Origin of the sequence: Metapseudomonas resinovorans, assembly GCF_002003485.1 — a bacterium.
GTDB classification, from domain to species: domain Bacteria; phylum Pseudomonadota; class Gammaproteobacteria; order Pseudomonadales; family Pseudomonadaceae; genus Metapseudomonas; species Metapseudomonas resinovorans_D.
This window is the reverse complement of record NZ_BDMA01000003.1, coordinates 13,474-31,722: the sequence shown is the minus strand read 5'-3', so window position 1 is coordinate 31,722 and position 18,249 is coordinate 13,474. Positions and strand designations below refer to the sequence as shown.

The following is an 18,249-nucleotide window of genomic DNA, read 5'->3' as shown; positions in this document are numbered from 1 at the left end:
GTCCCCCGACAGGCGTTACCCATGTATCCCGGCTGAACACCGTGCGCACCGGCGGTTTGACGGGGTGCCGAAGCCGATCCCGGAATCGGTGCGCACAGCGCACCCTACGGCTCAGACCAGGCGAAAAGTGGAGGATTCGCCACTTTCCGGGGGGCTCCCCCAAGTCCATGTGCTAGGAACATGGATGTTTACTCGCGAAGAACAAAAAGCCCCGCCGAAGCGGGGCTTTTCTATTTTCGCCTTCGATCAACCGCGCTTATGCACGCTGCGACCGGCGGCGAAGGTTTCCTTCACGGTGCGGTCGTCGCCGAGGATGGTCAGGGCGAACAGGCGTTCCGGAAGGCTCGTGGCCTGCTGCATGCGGTAGTCCAGCAGCGGAGTGGCCTTGTAGTCCAGGACCACGAAGTCCGCATCCTTGCCGGCCTGGAAGTTGCCGATCTTGTCGTCCAGGTAGAGCGAGCGGGCGCCGCCCAGGGTAGCCAGGTACAGGGACTTGAACGGATCAAGTTTCTTGCCCTGGAGCTGCATCACCTTGTACGCCTCGTTCAGCGATTGCAGTTGCGAGAAGCTGGTGCCGGCGCCCACGTCGGTGCCCAGACCCACGCGCACGCCGTGTTCTTCCAGCTTCTGCAGGTCGAACAGGCCGCTGCCGAGGAACAGGTTGGAGGTGGGGCAGAACGCCACGGCCGAGCCGGTTTCCGCCAGGCGTTTGCATTCGTCGTCGCAGAGATGCACGCCATGGGCGAAGACCGAGCGCTGGCCGATCAGCTTGTAGTGGTCATACACGTCCAGGTAGCCCTTGCGCTCGGGAAACAGCTCCTTGACCCATTCGATTTCCTTGCGGTTCTCGGACAGGTGGGTGTGCATGTACAGGCCCGGGTACTCGGCATACAGCTTGCCGGCCAGCTCCAGCTGCTCGGGGGTGCTGGTGGGGGCGAAGCGAGGGGTCACGGCATAGTGCAGGCGGCCCTTGCCGTGCCAGCGCTCGATGAGCTCCTTGCTGTCTGCATAGCCGGACTCGGCCGTGTCGGTCAGGTAGTCCGGGGCGTTGCGGTCCATCAGCACCTTGCCGGCGATCATCCGCAGATCGAGCGCTTGCGCAGCTTCAAAAAACGCATCCACCGACTCCTTGTGCACGGTGCCGAACACCAGCGCGGTGGTGGTGCCGTTGCGCAGCAGTTCCTTGATGAAAATACCGGCGACATCGGCTGCATGGGCCTTGTTGGCAAACTGCTTTTCAGTGGGGAAGGTGTAGGTGTTGAGCCAGTCCAGCAACTGCTCGCCGTAGGAGGCGATCATGCCGGTTTGCGGGAAGTGGATGTGGGTGTCGATGAAACCGGGGGTGATCAGGGTATCGCGGTACTCGTGCACCTCGACGCCGGCGTCCAGATCCGGCAGCAGGGACTTCGCGTCGCCCAGGGCCTTGATGCGGCCGTCTTCCACCACCAGCAGGCCGTCCTCGAAATACTGATAGGACTGCTCGACGCCCACCAGGGCGGGGTCGGCGATGCTGTGCAGGATGGCGGAGCGGTAGGCGGTTACGTGGCTGGTCATGTCAGTCTCGTTCGTTAGCGTTGCGATTATTGCGTCCCGCGAGGGGAGGGGCCGGAGTAGGGGGCTCCCTGTCACGCGGCTCCCCCTACCCGGCACTACTCGTCACCTTCGCCCGATGGGCGAAGGAAAAACTCAGGCCTGTTCCCGGCGCGAGGCGGGGACCAGCTTGGCGACCGTTTCACCTTTCTTCACTTCAGCGCCGAAGTTGGCGTTGTAGGTGGCGACGACTTCGCCGGCGATCGATATGGCGATCTCCACCGGCAGCTTGCCTTTGACCTCCTGGATGCCCATCGGGCAGCGCATGCGTTGCACGATTTCCGCGGCGAAGCCGCGTTCACGCAGGCGGTGCTCGAACTTGACGCGCTTGGTCTTCGAACCGATCAGGCCGAAGTAGGCGAAGTCGTTGCGCTTGAGGATCTCGGCGGTCAGTTCCAGGTCCAACTGGTGGTTATGGGTCATGACGATGAAGTAACTGCCCTTGGGCATCTCGGCGATCTCGTCGACCACCTCTTCGTTGACCACTTTCTCCACGCCAGCCGGAATCTGTTCGGGGAACTCGTTTTCCCGCGAGTCGATCCAGCGCACCTTGCAGGGCAGACTGGCAAGCAGCGGGACCAGCGCACGGCCGACGTGGCCGGCGCCGAATACGGCGATATGTGCCTGGGGCTGGACCATGGGTTCGAACAGCAGGACGGTGGCGCCGCCGCAGCACTGGCCAAGGCTGGCGCCCAGGCTGAAACGCTCCAGGCGCGTGTCCTGGCTGCGATTTTCGAGCATCTCGCGGGCGATCTCCATTGCCTTGAACTCGAGATGACCGCCACCGATGGTCTCGAAGATCCGCTCCGCGGTGACGACCATCTTCGAACCGGCGTTGCGCGGGGTTGAGCCACGCTCTTCGATGATGGTCACCAGCACGCAGGGTTCACCACGGTGCTGAAGGTCGGCGAGGGCGCTGATCCAGCTCATTTGCTCAGTCTCCAGCTACGCAGTGGCCTGGTGGTCCGTGACAGCCGCCAGTCGTCCATTGCAGCCTGCTGAAAAGCTACCTGCGTTGCCGATGCATCGTTAGGGTCAGACTCAAAATGCTCATTTACAGCTCGTAAACTCCGCTTTTTCGTCTGTCCCTGCCTCGCCTCGGCTGCCTCGCCAACGCCTTTCAACAAGCTGCAGGTACGGATGGGGGCCGGCAGCGTTTCCAGCAGCACGGCATCGCCGTCCTGCTGTTTGGTCTTCGTTTGATCGGTGGATGTTGTCATTGTTCTGCACCGTTTTTTCTATGTAGGAGCCAGCTTGCTGGAGAATCGCGTGTCGTTGGAGGCAACGCTTTCGCCAGCAAGCTGGCTCCTACCGGGTCATGCCGGCTCGGTCTCCGCTTGGGTGGAGGCCTGGGCTGGCTGTTGGAGTTTGCGCATCTGTTCGACGCCCCAGAGAACCCGCTCGGGAGTGGCCGGTGCGTCGATGTTCGGCTGTACCTTGTAGTCTCCCAGGCTCGCCACGGCGTCCTTGATGGCGCACCAGACGGCGATGCCGAGCATGAAGGGCGGCTCGCCCACGGCCTTGGAATGGAACACCGTCTGCTCGGGGTTCTTGCGGTTTTCCACCAGCTTCACCCGCAGGTCGATGGGCATGTCGGCGATGGCCGGGATCTTGTAGCTCGCCGGGCCGCTGGTCATCAGCTTGCCCTTTGCGTTCCACACCAGCTCTTCCATGGTCAGCCAGCCCATGCCCTGGACGAAGGCGCCTTCCACCTGGCCGATGTCGATGGCCGGGTTCAGCGAAGCACCCACGTCATGCAGGATGTCCGTGCGCAGCATCTTGTACTCGCCGGTCAGGGTGTCGACGATGACCTCGGCACAGGCCATGCCATAGGCGAAGTAGTAGAAGGGACGGCCGGAGGCTTTGTCGCGGTCGTAGAAGATCTTCGGCGTGCGATAGAAGCCGGTGCTGGAGAGCGAGATCTGGTTGAAGTAGGCGAGCTGGATCATTTCCTCGAAGGAGAGGAAGTGGTCGCGCACGCGTACCTGGTTGTTCTTGAACTCCACGTCCTCGGTGGTCACCTTGAAGTGATTGGCGAGGAACTCCACCAGGCGGCCCTTGATGGTGTCGGCGGCGTTCTGCGCAGCCTTGCCGTTCAGGTCGGTACCGCTGGAAGCGGCGGTCGGCGAGGTGTTGGGCACCTTGTCGGTGTTGGTCGCGGTGATCTGGATGCGCGAGATATCCACCTGGAAGACTTCGGCCACCACCTGGGCGACCTTGGTGTTCAGGCCCTGGCCCATCTCGGTGCCGCCGTGGTTCAGGTGAATGCTGCCATCGGTGTAGATGTGCACCAGTGCACCCGCCTGGTTAAGGAAGGTGGCGGTGAAGCTGATGCCGAATTTCACCGGCGTCATCGCCAGGCCTTTTTTGAGCACCGGGCTTTTCGCGTTGAACTCGCGGATTTCCTCGCGGCGCTTGGCGTACTCGCTGCTGGCCTCCAACTCCTCGGTCATCTCGGCGAGCATGTTGTGCTCGACGGTCTGGTAGTAGTGGGTGACGTTGCGCTCGTCCTTGCCGTAGTAGTTCAGCTTGCGGACTTCCAGCGGGTCCTTGCCCAGATGGCGCGAGATCGCGTCCATGATCTCTTCGATCGCGACCATCCCCTGCGGGCCGCCGAAGCCGCGGTAGGCGGTGTTCGAGGCGGTGTTGGTCTTGCAGCGGTGACCGTTGATGGTGGCGTCTTCGAGGAAGTAGGCGTTGTCCGAGTGGAACATCGCGCGGTCGACGATGGAACCGGACAGGTCAGGCGAATAGCCGCAGTTGCCCGCCAGTTCCAACTGGATGCCACTGAGCAGGCCGTTGTCGTCGAAGCCCACGTCGTACTCGACATAGAAGGGGTGACGCTTGCCGGTGATGCTCATGTCTTCCATACGCGGCAGGCGCATCTTGGTTGGGCGACCGGTCAGGTGCGCGATGACCGCGCACAGGCAGGCCGGGCCGGCAGCCTGGGTTTCCTTGCCGCCGAAGCCGCCACCCATGCGACGCATGTCGATGACGATCTTGTTCATCGGTACGCCCAGCACCTCGGCCACCAGCTTCTGCACTTCGGTGGCGTTCTGGGTGGAGGTGTAGACGATCATGCCGCCGTCTTCGGTGGGCATGACGGAGGAAATCTGGGTTTCCAGGTAGAAGTGCTCCTGGCCACCGATGTGCAAGGTGCCCTGGATGCGGTTCTTCGCGTTGGCGAGGGCGGTGCTGGAATCACCGCGCTTGTGCTGGTGGCTGTCCAGCACGAAATGCTTCTTGCGCAGGGCGTCGACCACATCCAGTACCGGCTCAAGGTCCTCGTACTCGACGATCGCGGCCATGGCTGCCTTGCGGGCGGTTTCCAGGCTGTCGGCACCTACGGCGAGGACCACCTGGCCGACATACTCGACTTTGCCGTCCGCCAGCAGTGGGTCGCCGGCGACTACCGGGCCGATGTCCAACTGGCCGGGAACGTCCTCGGCAGTAATGGCGATCGTCACGCCCGGGAACTGGTAGCAGGGGCTGGTATCGATGCGGGTGATGCGTGCATGGGCGCGATCGCTCATGCGGGCATAGACGTGCAGCTGGTTGGGGAACTCCAGGCGGTCGTCCACGTATACCGCTTCACCCGAGACGTGCTTGGGCGCGCTCTCGTGCTTGACGCTGCGGCCAACGCCGGTGGTGATATCGGCTCGGAACAGTTCCGCCAGTTCTTCCTGGGATTTGTGGTGGAAGTGATTAGACATACTGTGTGTCTCCAACAACTGCTGCGCTCGGCCATGCTGCGTTAGCTGCTAGCTCGAAATGCTCATTTAGCCGACTAAACTCCGCTTTCTCGCCAGCCGCTGCCTTGCCTGGCGCTTCGCTCGCGACGTTTTTGAAGTCACACATACGCGGTCACCCGGGTTTCGACTTCTGGGGATTGCAGCTCGAGGAAGAACTTGCGCAGCAGGTTCTGGGCGGTCAGCAGGCGGTATTCCTTGCTGGCGCGGAAATCCGAGAGCGGGGTGAAGTCCTTGGCCAGTGCTTCGCAGGCGCGTTCGACGGTACCCGGGTACCAGGCCGCGCCGATCAGGGCCTGCTCGCAGGCGCTGGCGCGCTTGGGAATGCCAGCCATGCCGCCGAAGGCGACACGGGCCTTGCGCACGACACCGTTCTCGATGACCAGGTTGAAGGCCGCACAGACTGCGGAAATGTCGTCGTCCAGGCGCTTGGAAACCTTGTAGGCACGGAACGCCTGGTTGTTGCGGGCACGTGGCACGCGCACCTTCTCGATGAACTCGGACTCCTGGCGGGCAGTGACCTTGTAGTCGAGGAAGTACTCGTCCAGCGGCAGGATGCGGGTCTGGTTGCCTTTGCGCAGGACGATCTCGGCGCCCAGGGCGATCAGCAGCGGCGGGGCGTCACCGATGGGCGAGGCGTTGCCGATGTTGCCGCCCAGGGTGCCCTGGTTGCGAATCTGCAGGGAGGCGAAGCGGTGCAGCAGCTCGCCGAAGTCCGGGTACTCGCGGGAGAGGGTTTCGTAGCAGTCGGACAGCGGGGTAGCGGCGCCGATTTCGATGAAGTTGCCGATCTCCTCGATGCGCTTCATGGATTCGATGTGGCCGACATAGATCATCACCGGCAGTTCACGGTGGAACTGGGTGACTTCCAGGGCCAGGTCGGTGCCGCCGGCCAGCAGGCGGGCCTGCGGGTTGGAAACGTAGAAGTCGGCCAGGTCGGCGACAGTCAGCGGAACCAGGCAGCGCTTGTCGCCGCTGTTCAGTTCAGCGGTATCACGTGGGGCGATCGACTTCAGCTGGGCGACGGTCTGGGCTTCGGCGGCATCGAACTGGTCAGGCTGCTTCTGGCAGCAGGCCTGTTCGGCGGCGTCGATGATCGGGCGGTAGCCGGTGCAGCGGCACAGGTTGCCGGCGAGGGCTTCCATGGTCTGGGCCTTGTCGAAGCCATCGCTGTTCTTCTGCAGGGCGAACAGCGACATCACGAAGCCAGGGGTGCAGAAGCCGCACTGGGAGCCGTGGCAATCCACCATCGCCTGCTGCACGGAGTGCAATTGGCCGCGGTGCTTGAGGTCTTCGACGGTAATGAGTTGCTTGCCGTGCAGCGAGGACACGAAGGTCAGGCAGGAGTTGAGCGTGCGGTAACGGACGCGATCACCATCAAGCTCGCCGACAACCACGGTGCAGGCACCACAGTCGCCCGAGGCGCAGCCTTCTTTGGTACCGGGTTTGCCGACATGCTCACGCAGGTAATTGAGCACCGTGACATTGGGATCGAGGGCATGCTCGGTGCGCAGCTCGCGGTTGAGTAAAAACTGGATCAAGGACGACCTCCAGGCACTTTATTGTTTTTACGAGGGCTCGTATGACGGCAAATTTAGAGGGGTCTGACTTTTGGGTCAATAAATATTTGACTCGAAAGTCAGGAAATCTTCATCTGTTTCAGTTATTAGCACGCTGCGTCCGCTCTGCCTCAAGGGTCAAGCGCATTTCGTGCCACCTGATCTAAGTGTAGGTAAGGGAGGGATGGGTGCCGGGTAAGTCGTTCAGGGGTGCTCGATGCCTTGTGATAAACTGCGCGCCTGCCCGCGTCCTGCGGCAGAGTCGGAAATTTCCCCTTTCGCTCTTGCACCCACTGCCCGTACCCGTAGTACTGTCAGCGCCGGAGCTTTGGCGCGGGAAAGCTCCGGCGCAGCGCACCATGCCCCCAGTTCAAAGGAAAACCATGACGTTCAAGGCACCGGACAGCCTCTCCGAGCAGATTGCCCAGCACCTGGCCGAGCGCATCATTCGCGGCGAGCTGAAAGAGCGTGAGCGCATCCAGGAACAGAAAGTCACCCTGGCCATGAATGTCAGCCGGGGATCGGTACGCGAAGCGCTGTTGATCCTCGAGCGCCGTCATCTGATCACCATCCTGCCGCGCCGTGGCGCCCAGGTGTCCGAGTTGACCCAGCAGCATGTGCGCAGCCTCTATACGTTGGTGATGGAGCTGTACATCCTCCTGGGCTACGCGGTTGCCGAGCACTGGCGCCGCGAGGAAGACCTGGCGCCCTTCCGGGTGATCCAGCAACGCCTTGTCGAAGCCCGCGAGCGGGAAGACATCCTCGCGTTCGTCGATTCCAGCTTCGCCATCATGCAGGCGGCTTATCCCTTCGCCGACAACCCGTACCTGCAACAGACCCTGGACAACCTGCAGCCAGCCATCGCCCGCACCTACTACATGGCCCTTGAGCGCCGTCGCGGCCAGATGGAGAACCTCGGTGCTGTGTTCGACGACCTGCTGCTGGCGGTGATCGCCCGCGACCAGGCAAGGATCCGCGAAGTGCTGCTGGACTACGGCAAGCAGAACTGCGAGCTGGTGCTCGCAGCCCTGGCCGAACGTTGAGCGGAGCACGTCGATGCGGCTGAAGTGCATCAAGCTGGCCGGGTTCAAGTCCTTCGTGGACCCGACCACCGTCAGCTTCCCCAGCAACATGGCCGCCGTAGTGGGTCCCAATGGTTGCGGCAAGTCGAACATCATCGACGCCGTTCGCTGGGTAATGGGTGAGAGTTCGGCGAAGAATCTTCGTGGCGAATCGATGACCGACGTCATCTTCAATGGCTCCAACACCCGCAAACCGGTCGCCCAAGCCAGCATCGAGCTGATCTTCGACAACTCCGACAACACCCTGGTTGGCGAATACGCCGCCTTTGCCGAGATTTCCATCCGCCGCCGCGTGAGCCGCGACGGCCAGAACACCTACTTCCTCAACGGCACCAAGTGCCGTCGCCGGGACATCACCGATATTTTCCTCGGCACCGGTCTGGGCCCGCGCAGCTACTCGATCATCGAGCAGGGGATGATTTCAAAGCTGATCGAGGCCAAGCCCGAGGACCTGCGCAATTTCATCGAAGAAGCCGCCGGCATTTCCAAGTACAAGGAGCGCCGTCGCGAGACCGAAAGCCGAATCCGCCGTACCCAGGAAAACCTCGCACGTCTCACCGACCTGCGCGAGGAGCTGGAGCGTCAACTGGAGCGCTTGCACCGGCAGGCCCAGTCCGCCGAGAAATACCAGGAATACAAGGCCGAAGAGCGCCAGCTCAAGGCGCAGCTCGCCGCCCTGAAATGGCGGGCGCTGAATGAGCAGGTCGGTCAGCGCGAAGCGGTGATCGGCAACCAGGAAATCAGCTTCGAAGCCCTGGTGGCCGAGCAGCGCAATGCAGACGCCAGCATCGAGCGCCTGCGTGACGGGCACCATGAACTGTCCGAACGCTTCAACCTGGTGCAGGGGCGCTTCTATTCAGTAGGGGGCGATATTGCCCGGGTGGAGCAGAGCATCCAGCACGGCCAGCAGCGTCTGCGCCAGTTGCAGGACGACCTGCGTGAGGCCGAGCGCGCTCGCCAGGAGACCGAATCCCATCTGGGGCACGACCGCACGCTGCTCGCCACCCTGGGCGAAGAGCTGGATATGCTCGGCCCCGAGCAGGAAATGAGTGCTGCGGCTGCCGAAGAAGCTGCCGCCCAGCTCGAAGAATCCGAAACCGGTATGCATGCCTGGCAGGAGCATTGGGATGGCTTCAACCAGCGCAGCGCGGAGCCGCGCCGCCAGGCGGAGGTCCAGCAGTCACGTATCCAGCAGCTGGATCAGAGTCTCGAGCGACTACTGGAGCGCGAGCGTCGCCTGAATGACGAAGCGACGCAACTGGCTGCCGACCCGGAAGATGCCGCAATCCAGGAAATGCTCGAAGAGCTCGCCGTCGGCGAGATGCGACTGGAAGAGCTCCTGGCTGCCGAACAGGGCCTGGCGGAGCGCCTGGACGAACTGCGCGAAGAACTGCAGCAGGCCACCCAGGCCCAGCAGCAGGCCCAAGGCGAACTGCAGCGCCTGAATGGCCGCATCGCCTCGCTGGAAGCCCTGCAGCAAGCTGCGCTCAACCCGGGCAAAGGTGCTGCCGAATGGCTGCGCGAGCAACAACTGGCGGAACGCCCGCGACTGGCCGAAGGCTTGCGGGTGGAGCAGGGTTGGGAGCTGGCGGTGGAAACCGTCCTCGGTGCCGATCTGCAGGCTGTGCTGCTGGATGATTTCAACGGCCTCGACCTCTCTGGCTTCAGCCAGGGCGAACTGCGCCTGGCCAGCGCAGGCAAGGGCGGGGCGCGCGCGCCCGGCAGCTTGCTGGATAAGGTCGAAGCGCCGATGGACCTGGCGCCCTGGCTGGGCAAAGTCCTGCCGGTGGAAACCCTGGACCATGCATTGACCCGTCGCAGCAGCCTGGGAGAGGGCGAAAGCCTGATCAGCCGGGATGGCTACTGGGTCGGCCGCAACTTCCTCCGGGTGCGCCGGGCCAGTGAGGCGGAGAGCGGGTTGCTGGCGCGTGGCCAGGAACTGGAACGCCTGCATGCCGAGCGTGAGGAGCGCGAAGCCGCCCTGGAACATCTGGAAGAACGCCTGCAGCAGCTTCGCGACGGCCAGCGCCAGCAGGAAGAGTCTCGCGAGCAGCAGCGCCGCCTGTTGCAGGACGAATCCCGCAGCCTGGGCGAGCTCAAGGCACGACTGTCCGCCCAGCAGGCGAAGGTGGAGCAACTGGCGTTGCGTCGCCGCCGCCTGGAGGAGGAGCTTCGCGAGCTGGGTGAGCAGCGCGCCCTGGAGTACGAGCAACTGGGCGAGGCCCGCTTGACCTTGCAGGACGCGCTGGACGCCATGGCCAGCGATACCGAACAACGGGAAAAATTGCTGGCCGAGCGCGATGGCCTCCGCGAACGCCTGGACCGAATCCGCCAGGAGGCTCGCCAGCACAAGGACCACGCGCATCAGTTGGCAGTGCGAGTCGGCTCGCTCAAGGCGCAGCACGATTCCACGCGCCAGGCGCTCGAACGCCTGAGCCTGCAGTTCGAGCGCCTCAATGAACGCCGCGAACAACTCAGCCTCAATCTCGAGGAGGGCGCCGCACCATTGGAGGAGCTGCGCCTGAAGCTGGAGGAGTTGCTGGAGAAGCGGCTGGGCGTCGAAGAAGAGCTGAAACTGGCCCGGCTCGCCCTGGAAGATGCTGATCGTGAACTGCGTGATGCCGAGAAGCGGCGTACCCAGGCCGAGCAGCAATCTCAGTTGCTGCGTGGCCAACTGGAACAGCAGCGTCTGGAATGGCAGGCACTGACGGTCCGTCGCAAGACCTTGCAGGACCAGCTCCATGAGGACGGCTACGACCTGCACGGTGTGCTTGCGACCCTGACCGCCGAGGCCAGCGAGACCGCGTGGGAAGAGGAGCTCGAGCGCCTTGCCGCGCGCATCCAGCGCCTCGGCCCGATCAACCTCGCCGCCATCGACGAATACCAGCAGCAATCAGAGCGCAAGCGCTACCTGGACGCGCAGAACGACGACCTGGTGGAAGCCCTGGAAACGCTGGAAAACGTCATTCGCAAGATCGACAAGGAAACCCGCAACCGCTTCAAGGAAACCTTCGACCAGATCAACGCCGGCCTCCAGGCGCTGTTCCCGAAGGTGTTCGGCGGCGGTCATGCCTACCTGGAGCTGACGGGCGAGGACCTGCTGGATACCGGCGTGGCGATCATGGCGCGCCCGCCGGGCAAGAAGAACAGCACCATCCACCTGCTTTCCGGTGGCGAAAAGGCACTGACCGCGCTGGCGCTGGTATTTGCCATCTTCCAGCTCAATCCCGCGCCGTTCTGCATGCTGGACGAGGTGGATGCGCCGCTGGACGACGCCAACGTCGGCCGATATGCGCGTCTGGTGAAGGAAATGTCCGAGAAAGTGCAATTCATCTATATCACCCACAACAAGATCGCCATGGAAATGGCCGATCAGTTGATGGGTGTGACCATGCACGAGCCTGGCTGCTCGCGTCTGGTGGCGGTGGATGTGGAAGAAGCGATGTCGATGGTCGAAGCCTGATCGTCGGCCGGATTCGAACCCTTGACGGGTCGGAGGATCAAATTCGCGTTGGCACGGTTGTAAGCCGCTATCAGAGGTTTCTCTGCTGGGCTGGTCGTGCTAGCTTTATGCCCAATTTTGTCGCACGTGGAAAACGCCATTCAGAACATGGAGTTGGGCGCCACGTTTCAGGGGACGGGATGTCCTTTCTTCACCATTGTCTGTTTGCATTTTCACTAGGGGACACAGGACTACATGGATATCGGTCTGCGCGAGTGGCTGATTGTTATTGGCATCATCGTAATCGCCGGCATTCTGTTCGATGGCTGGCGCCGCATGAGTGGCGGCAAGGGGAAACTCAAGTTCAAGCTGGATCGCAGCTTCTCCAATGCCCCGGATGACGATGAGGATCCCAACCTGCTTGGCCCGTCACGGGTCAAGGATCGTTCACACCAGGAACCCTCCCTGGATGAGGAAGACCTGCCCTCCCTCAGCGCGCGCGAAGCGGGTAAGCGCCGGGGCGAGCCGCAACAGGGCGACCTGAACCTCGACGAGCCGGTGCCGACCCTGCTCAATCCCGTCGACGAAGGCAAGAAGAACGGCAAGGTCCATCCGCAGGTGCAGGCGCAGGAAGTTCCGGTCGAGGAAGTCCTGGTCATCAACGTCGTTGCCCGCGACGAGGCCGGCTTCAAGGGCCCGGCCCTGCTGCAGAATATTCTGGAAAGCGGTCTGCGCTTCGGCTCCATGGACATCTTCCATCGCCACGAAAGCATGGCCGGCAATGGCGAGGTACTGTTCTCCATGGCCAACGGCGTCAAGCCCGGCACCTTCGACCTGGATGACATCGACCACTTCAGCACCCGCGCGGTGAGCTTCTTCCTCGGCCTGCCGGGTCCGCGCCATCCGAAGCAGGCCTTCGACGTGATGGTTGCCGCCGCACGCAAGCTGTCCCAGGAGCTGAATGGCGAGCTGAAAGATGACCAACGCAGTGTGATGACTGCGCAAACCATCGAGCATTACCGCCAGCGCATCGTCGAATTCGAGCGCAAGCACCTGACCCATAAGCGCTGATCCGGCGCGCAGTCAACGAAAGAGCAGCCCCGGCTGCTCTTTTTGTTTCAAGAGAAAGAGCCTGAACCATGACCGATGCCCAAACCGCCGCCGAACGCATCCTCGCGCTGCGCGCCGAGCTGGATGCGCACAACTATCGCTATTACGTGCTGGACGAACCGAGCGTGCCCGATGCCGAGTACGACCGTCTGTTCCGCGAACTGCAAGCCCTGGAGGCTGAACACCCCGAGCTGGTGACACCGGATTCCCCGACCCAGCGGGTCAGCGGCGCGGCCCTGTCGGCCTTCGGCGCTGTGCGCCACGAGGTGCCCATGCTCAGCCTGGGCAACGCCTTCGAAGAACAGGACTTGAAAGACTTCGATCGCCGCGTGCGTGAAGGGCTGGGGGAACTCCTGCCGGGCGGCGACCTGTTCGGTGATGGTCCGCAAGTGGAATACACCTGTGAACCCAAGCTGGATGGCTTGGCGGTGAGCCTGATGTACGAGAACGGCGTGCTGGTGCGTGGCGCGACCCGTGGTGATGGCACCACGGGCGAAGACATCAGCAGCAATGTGCGCACGATCCGCAATGTACCGCTGAAGCTGCAAGGCAGTGGCTGGCCTGCCGTCCTGGAGGTGCGTGGCGAGGTCTATATGTCCAAGGCCGGCTTCGACGCGCTCAACGCGCGCAATCTCGAACTGGGCGCCAAGACCTTCGCCAATCCGCGCAATGCTGCGGCGGGCAGCCTGCGCCAGTTGGACTCGAAGATAACCGCGAGTCGTCCGCTGGAGTTCTGCTCCTACGGTTTCGGTCGTGTCGAAGGCGAGTTGCCAGACAACCAGTACGCCATTCTCCAGGCGCTCAAGGGGTGGGGACTGCCCATCAGTCGCGAGCTGAAGCTGGTGAAAGGCGCCCAGGGTTGCCTGGATTACTACCGCGACATCGGCGAGCGCCGTGACGGCCTCGCCTATGAGATCGACGGCGTGGTCTACAAGCTCAACAACCTGGCCTGGCAGCGCGAGCTGGGTTTCCGTGCCCGTGAGCCGCGCTGGGCGCTGGCCCACAAGTTCCCTGCGCGGGAAGAACTCACTGAGCTGCTGGGTGTGGAATTCCAGGTTGGCCGCACCGGCGCGGTCACGCCGGTTGCACGCCTGAAGCCCGTGCAGGTGGCGGGCGTCACGGTTTCCAACGCCACCCTGCACAACATGGATGAGGTCGAGCGCCTGGGCCTGATGATCGGCGACACCGTTGTCATCCGTCGCGCGGGCGATGTGATCCCGCAGGTGATGCAGGTCGTGCTGGAGCGTCGCCCGGACGATGCGCGCCCGGTGCACATCCCCGAGCAGTGCCCGGTCTGCGGTTCGGCTGTGGAACGTACCCAACTGGTCAAGCGCGGCAAGGGCAAGGAAACCACCAGCGAAGGCTCCGTGTATCGCTGCGTCGGTCGTCTGGCCTGTGGCGCTCAGTTGAAGCAGGCGATCATCCACTTCGCCTCGCGCCGGGCCCTGGACATAGAAGGACTGGGCGACAAGATCGTCGAACAACTGGTGGACGTCGGCCTGGTCGCTTCGCCGGCTGATCTCTACACCCTCAAGTACGAACAGGTGGTGGCGCTGGAAGGCTTTGCCGACCTGTCCACCCGAAACCTCCTAGGCGCCATTGCCGACAGCCGCAAGCCGGCGTTGGCGCGCTTCATCTATGCACTGGGCATCCCGGACGTGGGTGAGGAAACCGCCAAGCTGTTGGCCCGCGCCCTGGGCTCCTTGGCGCGCATCCAGCAAGCTCTGCCGGACGTGCTTACCTACCTGCCAGACGTGGGGCTGGAAGTTGCCCACGAAATCCACGCGTTCTTCTCCGACGCACACAACCAGAAGGTGATCGGCAGCTTGCTGGAACGTGGCGTCGAACTGCAGGAAGAGAGCGGCCTCAGCCCGGAGTTTGCCGCCTGCGCCACTTTTGCCGGCTTCATCGACAAGCTGAACGTGTCCGGCATTGCCAGCACGGGTGCGAAGAATCTGGCGGAGAAGGCCGGCAATCTGGAGGGCCTTATCGCCCTCAGCCGCGACTGGCTGGACCTGAGTGTGATGAAGGGCCTGAATGAAAAGGCCAAGCAGGCCCTGCGTGAGTTCTTCGCCGTGGACGACAACGTCCTTCGTGCCCAGGCAATCGAAGCCCAGTTGCGTGATTTCGGCATGCATTGGGAGAGCGAGAGGAAGGCGGTGGAAGGGCTGCCGCTGGCCGGGCAGACCTGGGTGCTCACTGGCACCCTGGAAGTCATGAGCCGGGATGTGGCCAAGGAAAAGCTCGAGGCGCTGGGCGCCAAGGTCGCAGGTTCCGTGTCGGCGCGTACCCATTGCGTGGTGGCCGGTCCCGGTGCCGGCTCCAAGCTGGCCAAAGCCAACGAGCTGGGAGTCCGGGTACTGGATGAACAGCAGTTCCTGGCCGAGTTGGCCCAGCTGGGCTGACGGTCAGGCGCTGAACCCCAGCGTTGCGTCATCGAGTTCTGCAGGCGTGGCGGTGTGAGCCGTCGCCATCGCCGCGTGGCAGCTCTGGCGATATTCGCTGGGGCTGCAGCCAGCCAGCTGCTTGAAGGCCCGGGCGAAGTAGGACGGGTCCTTGAAGCCCGCTTCGTAGCCGATGCTGGTCACCGGCATCTGGCTGTTCTCCAGCAAGTGTTTGGCGAAGTCCATGCGCTTGCCGAGGATGTACTCCATGAAACCCACGCCGTTGACCTCCTTGAACAGGCGGCTGAAACGGAAGGGTGTCATGCCGCATTGCTGGGCCAGTTCCTTCTGGTCGACGCTGTCACGGAAATGCTGCTCGATGTAGGGCATCACCTTGCTCAGGGCCTTGTGCTTCTGGTGGCTGCTGGTCAGGCGAATACTGTCGGGCAGCGGGGGATTGCGTTCCAGCAGCGGTTTGCGACCCAGGCTGGTGACCGCGCGGCGCACTTCACAGAGTTGCTGCAGACTCTCCAGATAGCGAATCTGGTCCTCTGCCGCGAGGGGCAACACCACAAACTCCCAGACCCGCGCCCGCATCGCCCAGATCGCCAGCTCTTCTGAATGCTGGACAGTGAACATGCTGATGGGGATGGACGGATAGGCGCGCTTGGTTTCCAGGAGCAGGTTGAGCCCATTCACATCGGGGCGGTCGAAGTGCACGCAGATCATGTCGATCTGGCGCACCTGCTCCTTGCCCGGTGCGTTTCGGCCGCTGGCCAACCGGCACTCGCACCCGCCACTAAATCGCTCCATGAGTTTGCCCGTCGACCTGTCGCGAGTGAGGTCGAGCCAGAGCAGGACTGGTTCTACGGCGGAGTTCGACTGCATGTTTTAACCCTGCGCCCATTTATTGTGCTTCCCCGAGCTGCAGTATTGTCAGTGTGCCATCACGCCCAAAGAACCAATCCCTATAAGCAGAAGCCGCGTCCAACAACACCGTTCTACCCAAAAGTGGGTGCCCCAATTTTCGCGGCTTCCACGCCCTCGTTACCGTTCGTCACCCGACCAGTCACCCGGCTGTAAGCCGCGCCCTTGCTGGGCTTGAGCGCTTTTAACCTCGCCCTGAAGAAACCTGCAAGAAAGTCCTAGCGATCCGCAAAAAACTCCTAACTCCCCACTTTTGGGGATGACTAGGGTGGACTCAGGCGGGGCATAGAGCGCCGTCGGACCCGTGGATACAACCTGAGTGAGGTGGGCGAAATGACTTTTGAAGCGATCAAGACTTCGGTGATGAAGTTCCTGAAAGATGAAGACGGCCTGACCATCGTCGAGTACGCCGTAGCCGGTGGGCTGATCACCGCCGCCGTTGCTGCAACTTTCACGGCTCTGGGCCTCGGCGTGGAAGCTCGGATGAATATAGTGTGCGCCGCCGTTGGCGGCGTTAACTGCTAGCTCGTCCGGACCAGGACGCCAGCAATGGCCATTGAGCATCTCGCCTCCATCCCCGTGCTGCTGGGGTTGCTGGGCATCGCGGTGATAGTCGACCTTGCCTGTCACCGCATTCCCAATCTCCTAGTGCTGTTGGGGCTCGGGTTGGGTATTGCCGGGCAGATCTACTACCAGGGGGCCCTCGGCTTGGGCTTCGGTGTCCTGGGCATGCTGATCGGTCTGGCGGCCTTCCTGCCGCTGTATGCTCTGCGCGGCATGGCGGCCGGCGACGTTAAGCTGATGGCCATGGCTGGCGCCTTCCTGGCACCCATGGAGGCGACCTGGGCCGCCGCGTTCAGTCTCATGGCCGGCGGTCTATGCGGCCTGGTTCTTGTGCTGCTGCGTGGCCAGTTGTCGAAGACCCTGGGTCGTTACTGGCTAATGCTCAGGCTGCAAACCTATGTCGCTCCGGAAGCCGGCGAAGTGGCTGGCAAGCCTTTCCCCTTTGCGATTGCGGTGTTGCTAGGAACGCTGGCCAGCGTTCTCTGGCAGCCACTCGGCCAGTAGATAGGGAGCCCGATCATGTACGCTGTCAGCGATAGTGGAGCCTACCCCAGCGAGCGCGAAGCGGTGCAGCGCCTGGCGCCACCACCGCGCAATATCCGCGAGACCGGACTTGCGGAGAACTTCCTTGGTGACCTGGTCTGCAAGCACCTTCACGACGCTGGGGTTCTGGACCTGCCCCACCTGGTGGAACGCCTTGCGCTGACTGGCGCGGTGCTGGAAGAGATCCTCACCTTCCTACGCAAGGATGGCCGAATCGAAGTTCTGGGCCAGGCAGGTGGCCAGGCGCTGCGCTACGGGCTTACCGAACGGGGCCGCAGTGCAGCCCGCGACGCCCTGGCTCGTAGCGGCTACATTGGCGCCGCACCATTCCCGGTAAGTACCTACCGCTCGCTGCTCAAGGTCCAGACCATTCATCACGGCCGGGTGACCGCGCGCGACATGCGTAGCGCTTTCCAGAATGTGGTGCTCGCCGACAGCATGCTGGACCAGCTAGGCGTGGCGATGAACTCCGGCCGCGCCATCATGATCTACGGCCCGGCCGGTACCGGTAAGACCTACATCAGCAGCCGCCTGATCCGGCTGTTCGACGAGGTCATCTGGGTGCCCTACGCCATCGCTATCAATGAGGCGGTGGTAGAGATCTACGACCCCCAGGTGCACCAAGGCCTGGAAGATAGCGCCCCGTCCAACCGTCTGCTGCTGGACGAAGGTATCGACCGCCGTTTGCTCTGCTGCAAGCGACCGATCCTGATTACCGGCGGCGAGCTGAGCATGGAGCAGCTGGATATCCGTTATGACCCGTTCAGTCGGTTGTATCAGGCGCCCTTGCAGCTGAAGGCGAGCAATGGACTGTTCATCATCGATGACATGGGTCGCCAGCGCATGGCACCCGCCGAGCTGCTGAATCGCTGGATCGTGCCCATGGAAGAGAAGCGCGACTTCCTCAACCTGGGGGGCGGGCGTCACTGCGAGTTGCCTTTCGATCTGATCCTGGTGTTCTCCACCAACCTCAATCCGCTGGAACTGGCCGACGAAGCCTTTCTCCGGCGCATTGGCTACAAGCTGCATTTCAACTACCTGCAGTTCCAGGAATACGAACGAATCTGGCGTCAGGAGACCGAACGGCTGGGGATTCCCTTCGATCCGGTCCTGCTGCGCTACGTGCTCCAGGGCCTCTACGAGCCTCAGGGCATGCCGCTTGTGCCTTGCCATCCTCGTGACCTGCTGGGCATGGCGCTGGATCGTCAGCGCTACCTCGACGGCTCCGGCCCGCTGTCGCCGCAGGACCTGGAATGGGCCTGGCACAACTACTTCGTCCAGCTCGATTTCCTTGGCTGA

At 62.7% G+C, this 18,249-nt stretch carries 13 protein-coding genes; 7 read left to right on the top strand and 6 right to left on the bottom strand.

The annotated features are described in order from the left end of the window. Window positions 1–246: 246 nt before the first annotated feature. The 5 genes from guaD to xdhA all read right to left on the bottom strand — a co-directional run bounded on the left by guaD (window position 247) and on the right by xdhA (window position 6,880). Window positions 247–1,554, bottom strand: a complete 1,308-nt coding sequence (gene guaD / locus MnOB_RS01060) for a guanine deaminase (protein WP_077520978.1) — start codon at window positions 1,552–1,554, stop codon at window positions 247–249. Window positions 1,555–1,686: 132 nt separating this feature from the next. Further along, window positions 1,687–2,520 (bottom strand): xanthine dehydrogenase accessory protein XdhC, encoded by an 834-nt coding sequence (xdhC, locus tag MnOB_RS01055; RefSeq protein ID WP_077520975.1) that lies wholly within the window; start codon window positions 2,518–2,520, stop codon window positions 1,687–1,689. Continuing rightward, window positions 2,517–2,810, bottom strand: a complete 294-nt coding sequence (locus MnOB_RS01050; RefSeq protein ID WP_077520972.1) for a hypothetical protein — start codon at window positions 2,808–2,810, stop codon at window positions 2,517–2,519. The genes xdhC and MnOB_RS01050 overlap by 4 nt, the downstream gene beginning before the upstream one ends. Window positions 2,811–2,906: 96 nt before the next feature. Continuing rightward, the gene (gene xdhB, locus MnOB_RS01045; protein ID WP_077520970.1) at window positions 2,907–5,303 is read right to left on the bottom strand and encodes a xanthine dehydrogenase molybdopterin binding subunit; all 2,397 of its coding nucleotides are present in this window, start codon (window positions 5,301–5,303) and stop codon (window positions 2,907–2,909) included. A gap of 137 nt (window positions 5,304–5,440) precedes the next feature. Further along, on the bottom strand, window positions 5,441–6,880 hold the full coding sequence (gene xdhA / locus MnOB_RS01040; protein WP_077520967.1) for a xanthine dehydrogenase small subunit: 1,440 nt from the start codon (window positions 6,878–6,880) through the stop codon (window positions 5,441–5,443). 401 nt (window positions 6,881–7,281) lie between these two features. Here xdhA and MnOB_RS01035 point away from each other — a divergent pair, with 401 nt between their 5' ends. The 4 genes from MnOB_RS01035 to ligA all read left to right on the top strand — a co-directional run bounded on the left by MnOB_RS01035 (window position 7,282) and on the right by ligA (window position 14,937). After that, window positions 7,282–7,941 (top strand): GntR family transcriptional regulator, encoded by a 660-nt coding sequence (locus MnOB_RS01035; RefSeq protein ID WP_077520964.1) that lies wholly within the window; start codon window positions 7,282–7,284, stop codon window positions 7,939–7,941. A 13-nt stretch (window positions 7,942–7,954) separates the two neighbouring features. Next, complete coding sequence (gene smc / locus MnOB_RS01030) at window positions 7,955–11,443, top strand: chromosome segregation protein SMC (protein ID WP_077520961.1); 3,489 nt, start codon at window positions 7,955–7,957, stop codon at window positions 11,441–11,443. A gap of 234 nt (window positions 11,444–11,677) precedes the next feature. Then, window positions 11,678–12,493 (top strand): cell division protein ZipA, encoded by an 816-nt coding sequence (zipA, locus tag MnOB_RS01025; RefSeq protein WP_077520958.1) that lies wholly within the window; start codon window positions 11,678–11,680, stop codon window positions 12,491–12,493. Window positions 12,494–12,561: 68 nt separating this feature from the next. Next, window positions 12,562–14,937 carry an NAD-dependent DNA ligase LigA gene (gene ligA, locus MnOB_RS01020; protein WP_077520955.1) on the top strand — a complete coding sequence of 792 codons (2,376 nt, stop codon included), beginning with the start codon at window positions 12,562–12,564 and terminating at the stop codon, window positions 14,935–14,937. 3 nt (window positions 14,938–14,940) lie between these two features. Here the strand turns inward: ligA and MnOB_RS01015 are convergent, their stop codons facing one another. Then, a complete protein-coding gene (locus MnOB_RS01015; RefSeq protein WP_077520953.1) occupies window positions 14,941–15,804 on the bottom strand; it encodes a helix-turn-helix transcriptional regulator in 864 nt (287 codons plus the stop codon). A 372-nt stretch (window positions 15,805–16,176) separates the two neighbouring features. Here MnOB_RS01015 and MnOB_RS01010 point away from each other — a divergent pair, with 372 nt between their 5' ends. The 3 genes from MnOB_RS01010 to MnOB_RS01000 are packed head-to-tail and all read left to right on the top strand — an operon-like array spanning window position 16,177 to window position 18,249. Beyond that, complete coding sequence (locus MnOB_RS01010) at window positions 16,177–16,368, top strand: Flp family type IVb pilin (RefSeq protein ID WP_077520950.1); 192 nt, start codon at window positions 16,177–16,179, stop codon at window positions 16,366–16,368. 24 nt (window positions 16,369–16,392) lie between these two features. Then, the gene (locus MnOB_RS01005) at window positions 16,393–16,911 is read left to right on the top strand and encodes an A24 family peptidase (protein WP_077520946.1); all 519 of its coding nucleotides are present in this window, start codon (window positions 16,393–16,395) and stop codon (window positions 16,909–16,911) included. A 15-nt stretch (window positions 16,912–16,926) separates the two neighbouring features. After that, complete coding sequence (locus tag MnOB_RS01000) at window positions 16,927–18,249, top strand: P-loop NTPase family protein (RefSeq protein ID WP_077520943.1); 1,323 nt, start codon at window positions 16,927–16,929, stop codon at window positions 18,247–18,249.

What these genes read in the sequence shown, in the direction of transcription:
- guaD (WP_077520978.1), bottom strand. Translation starts at nt 1,554, where the DNA reads ATGACCAGCCACGTAACCGCCTACCGCTCCGCCATCCTGCACAGCATC.
- xdhC (WP_077520975.1), bottom strand. Translation starts at nt 2,520, where the DNA reads ATGAGCTGGATCAGCGCCCTCGCCGACCTTCAGCACCGTGGTGAACCC.
- MnOB_RS01050 (WP_077520972.1), bottom strand. Translation starts at nt 2,810, where the DNA reads ATGACAACATCCACCGATCAAACGAAGACCAAACAGCAGGACGGCGAT.
- xdhB (WP_077520970.1), bottom strand. Translation starts at nt 5,303, where the DNA reads ATGTCTAATCACTTCCACCACAAATCCCAGGAAGAACTGGCGGAACTG.
- MnOB_RS01035 (WP_077520964.1), top strand. Translation starts at nt 7,282, where the DNA reads ATGACGTTCAAGGCACCGGACAGCCTCTCCGAGCAGATTGCCCAGCAC.
- smc (WP_077520961.1), top strand. Translation starts at nt 7,955, where the DNA reads ATGCGGCTGAAGTGCATCAAGCTGGCCGGGTTCAAGTCCTTCGTGGAC.
- zipA (WP_077520958.1), top strand. Translation starts at nt 11,678, where the DNA reads ATGGATATCGGTCTGCGCGAGTGGCTGATTGTTATTGGCATCATCGTA.
- ligA (WP_077520955.1), top strand. Translation starts at nt 12,562, where the DNA reads ATGACCGATGCCCAAACCGCCGCCGAACGCATCCTCGCGCTGCGCGCC.
- MnOB_RS01015 (WP_077520953.1), bottom strand. Translation starts at nt 15,804, where the DNA reads ATGCAGTCGAACTCCGCCGTAGAACCAGTCCTGCTCTGGCTCGACCTC.
- MnOB_RS01010 (WP_077520950.1), top strand. Translation starts at nt 16,177, where the DNA reads ATGACTTTTGAAGCGATCAAGACTTCGGTGATGAAGTTCCTGAAAGAT.
- MnOB_RS01005 (WP_077520946.1), top strand. Translation starts at nt 16,393, where the DNA reads ATGGCCATTGAGCATCTCGCCTCCATCCCCGTGCTGCTGGGGTTGCTG.
- MnOB_RS01000 (WP_077520943.1), top strand. Translation starts at nt 16,927, where the DNA reads ATGTACGCTGTCAGCGATAGTGGAGCCTACCCCAGCGAGCGCGAAGCG.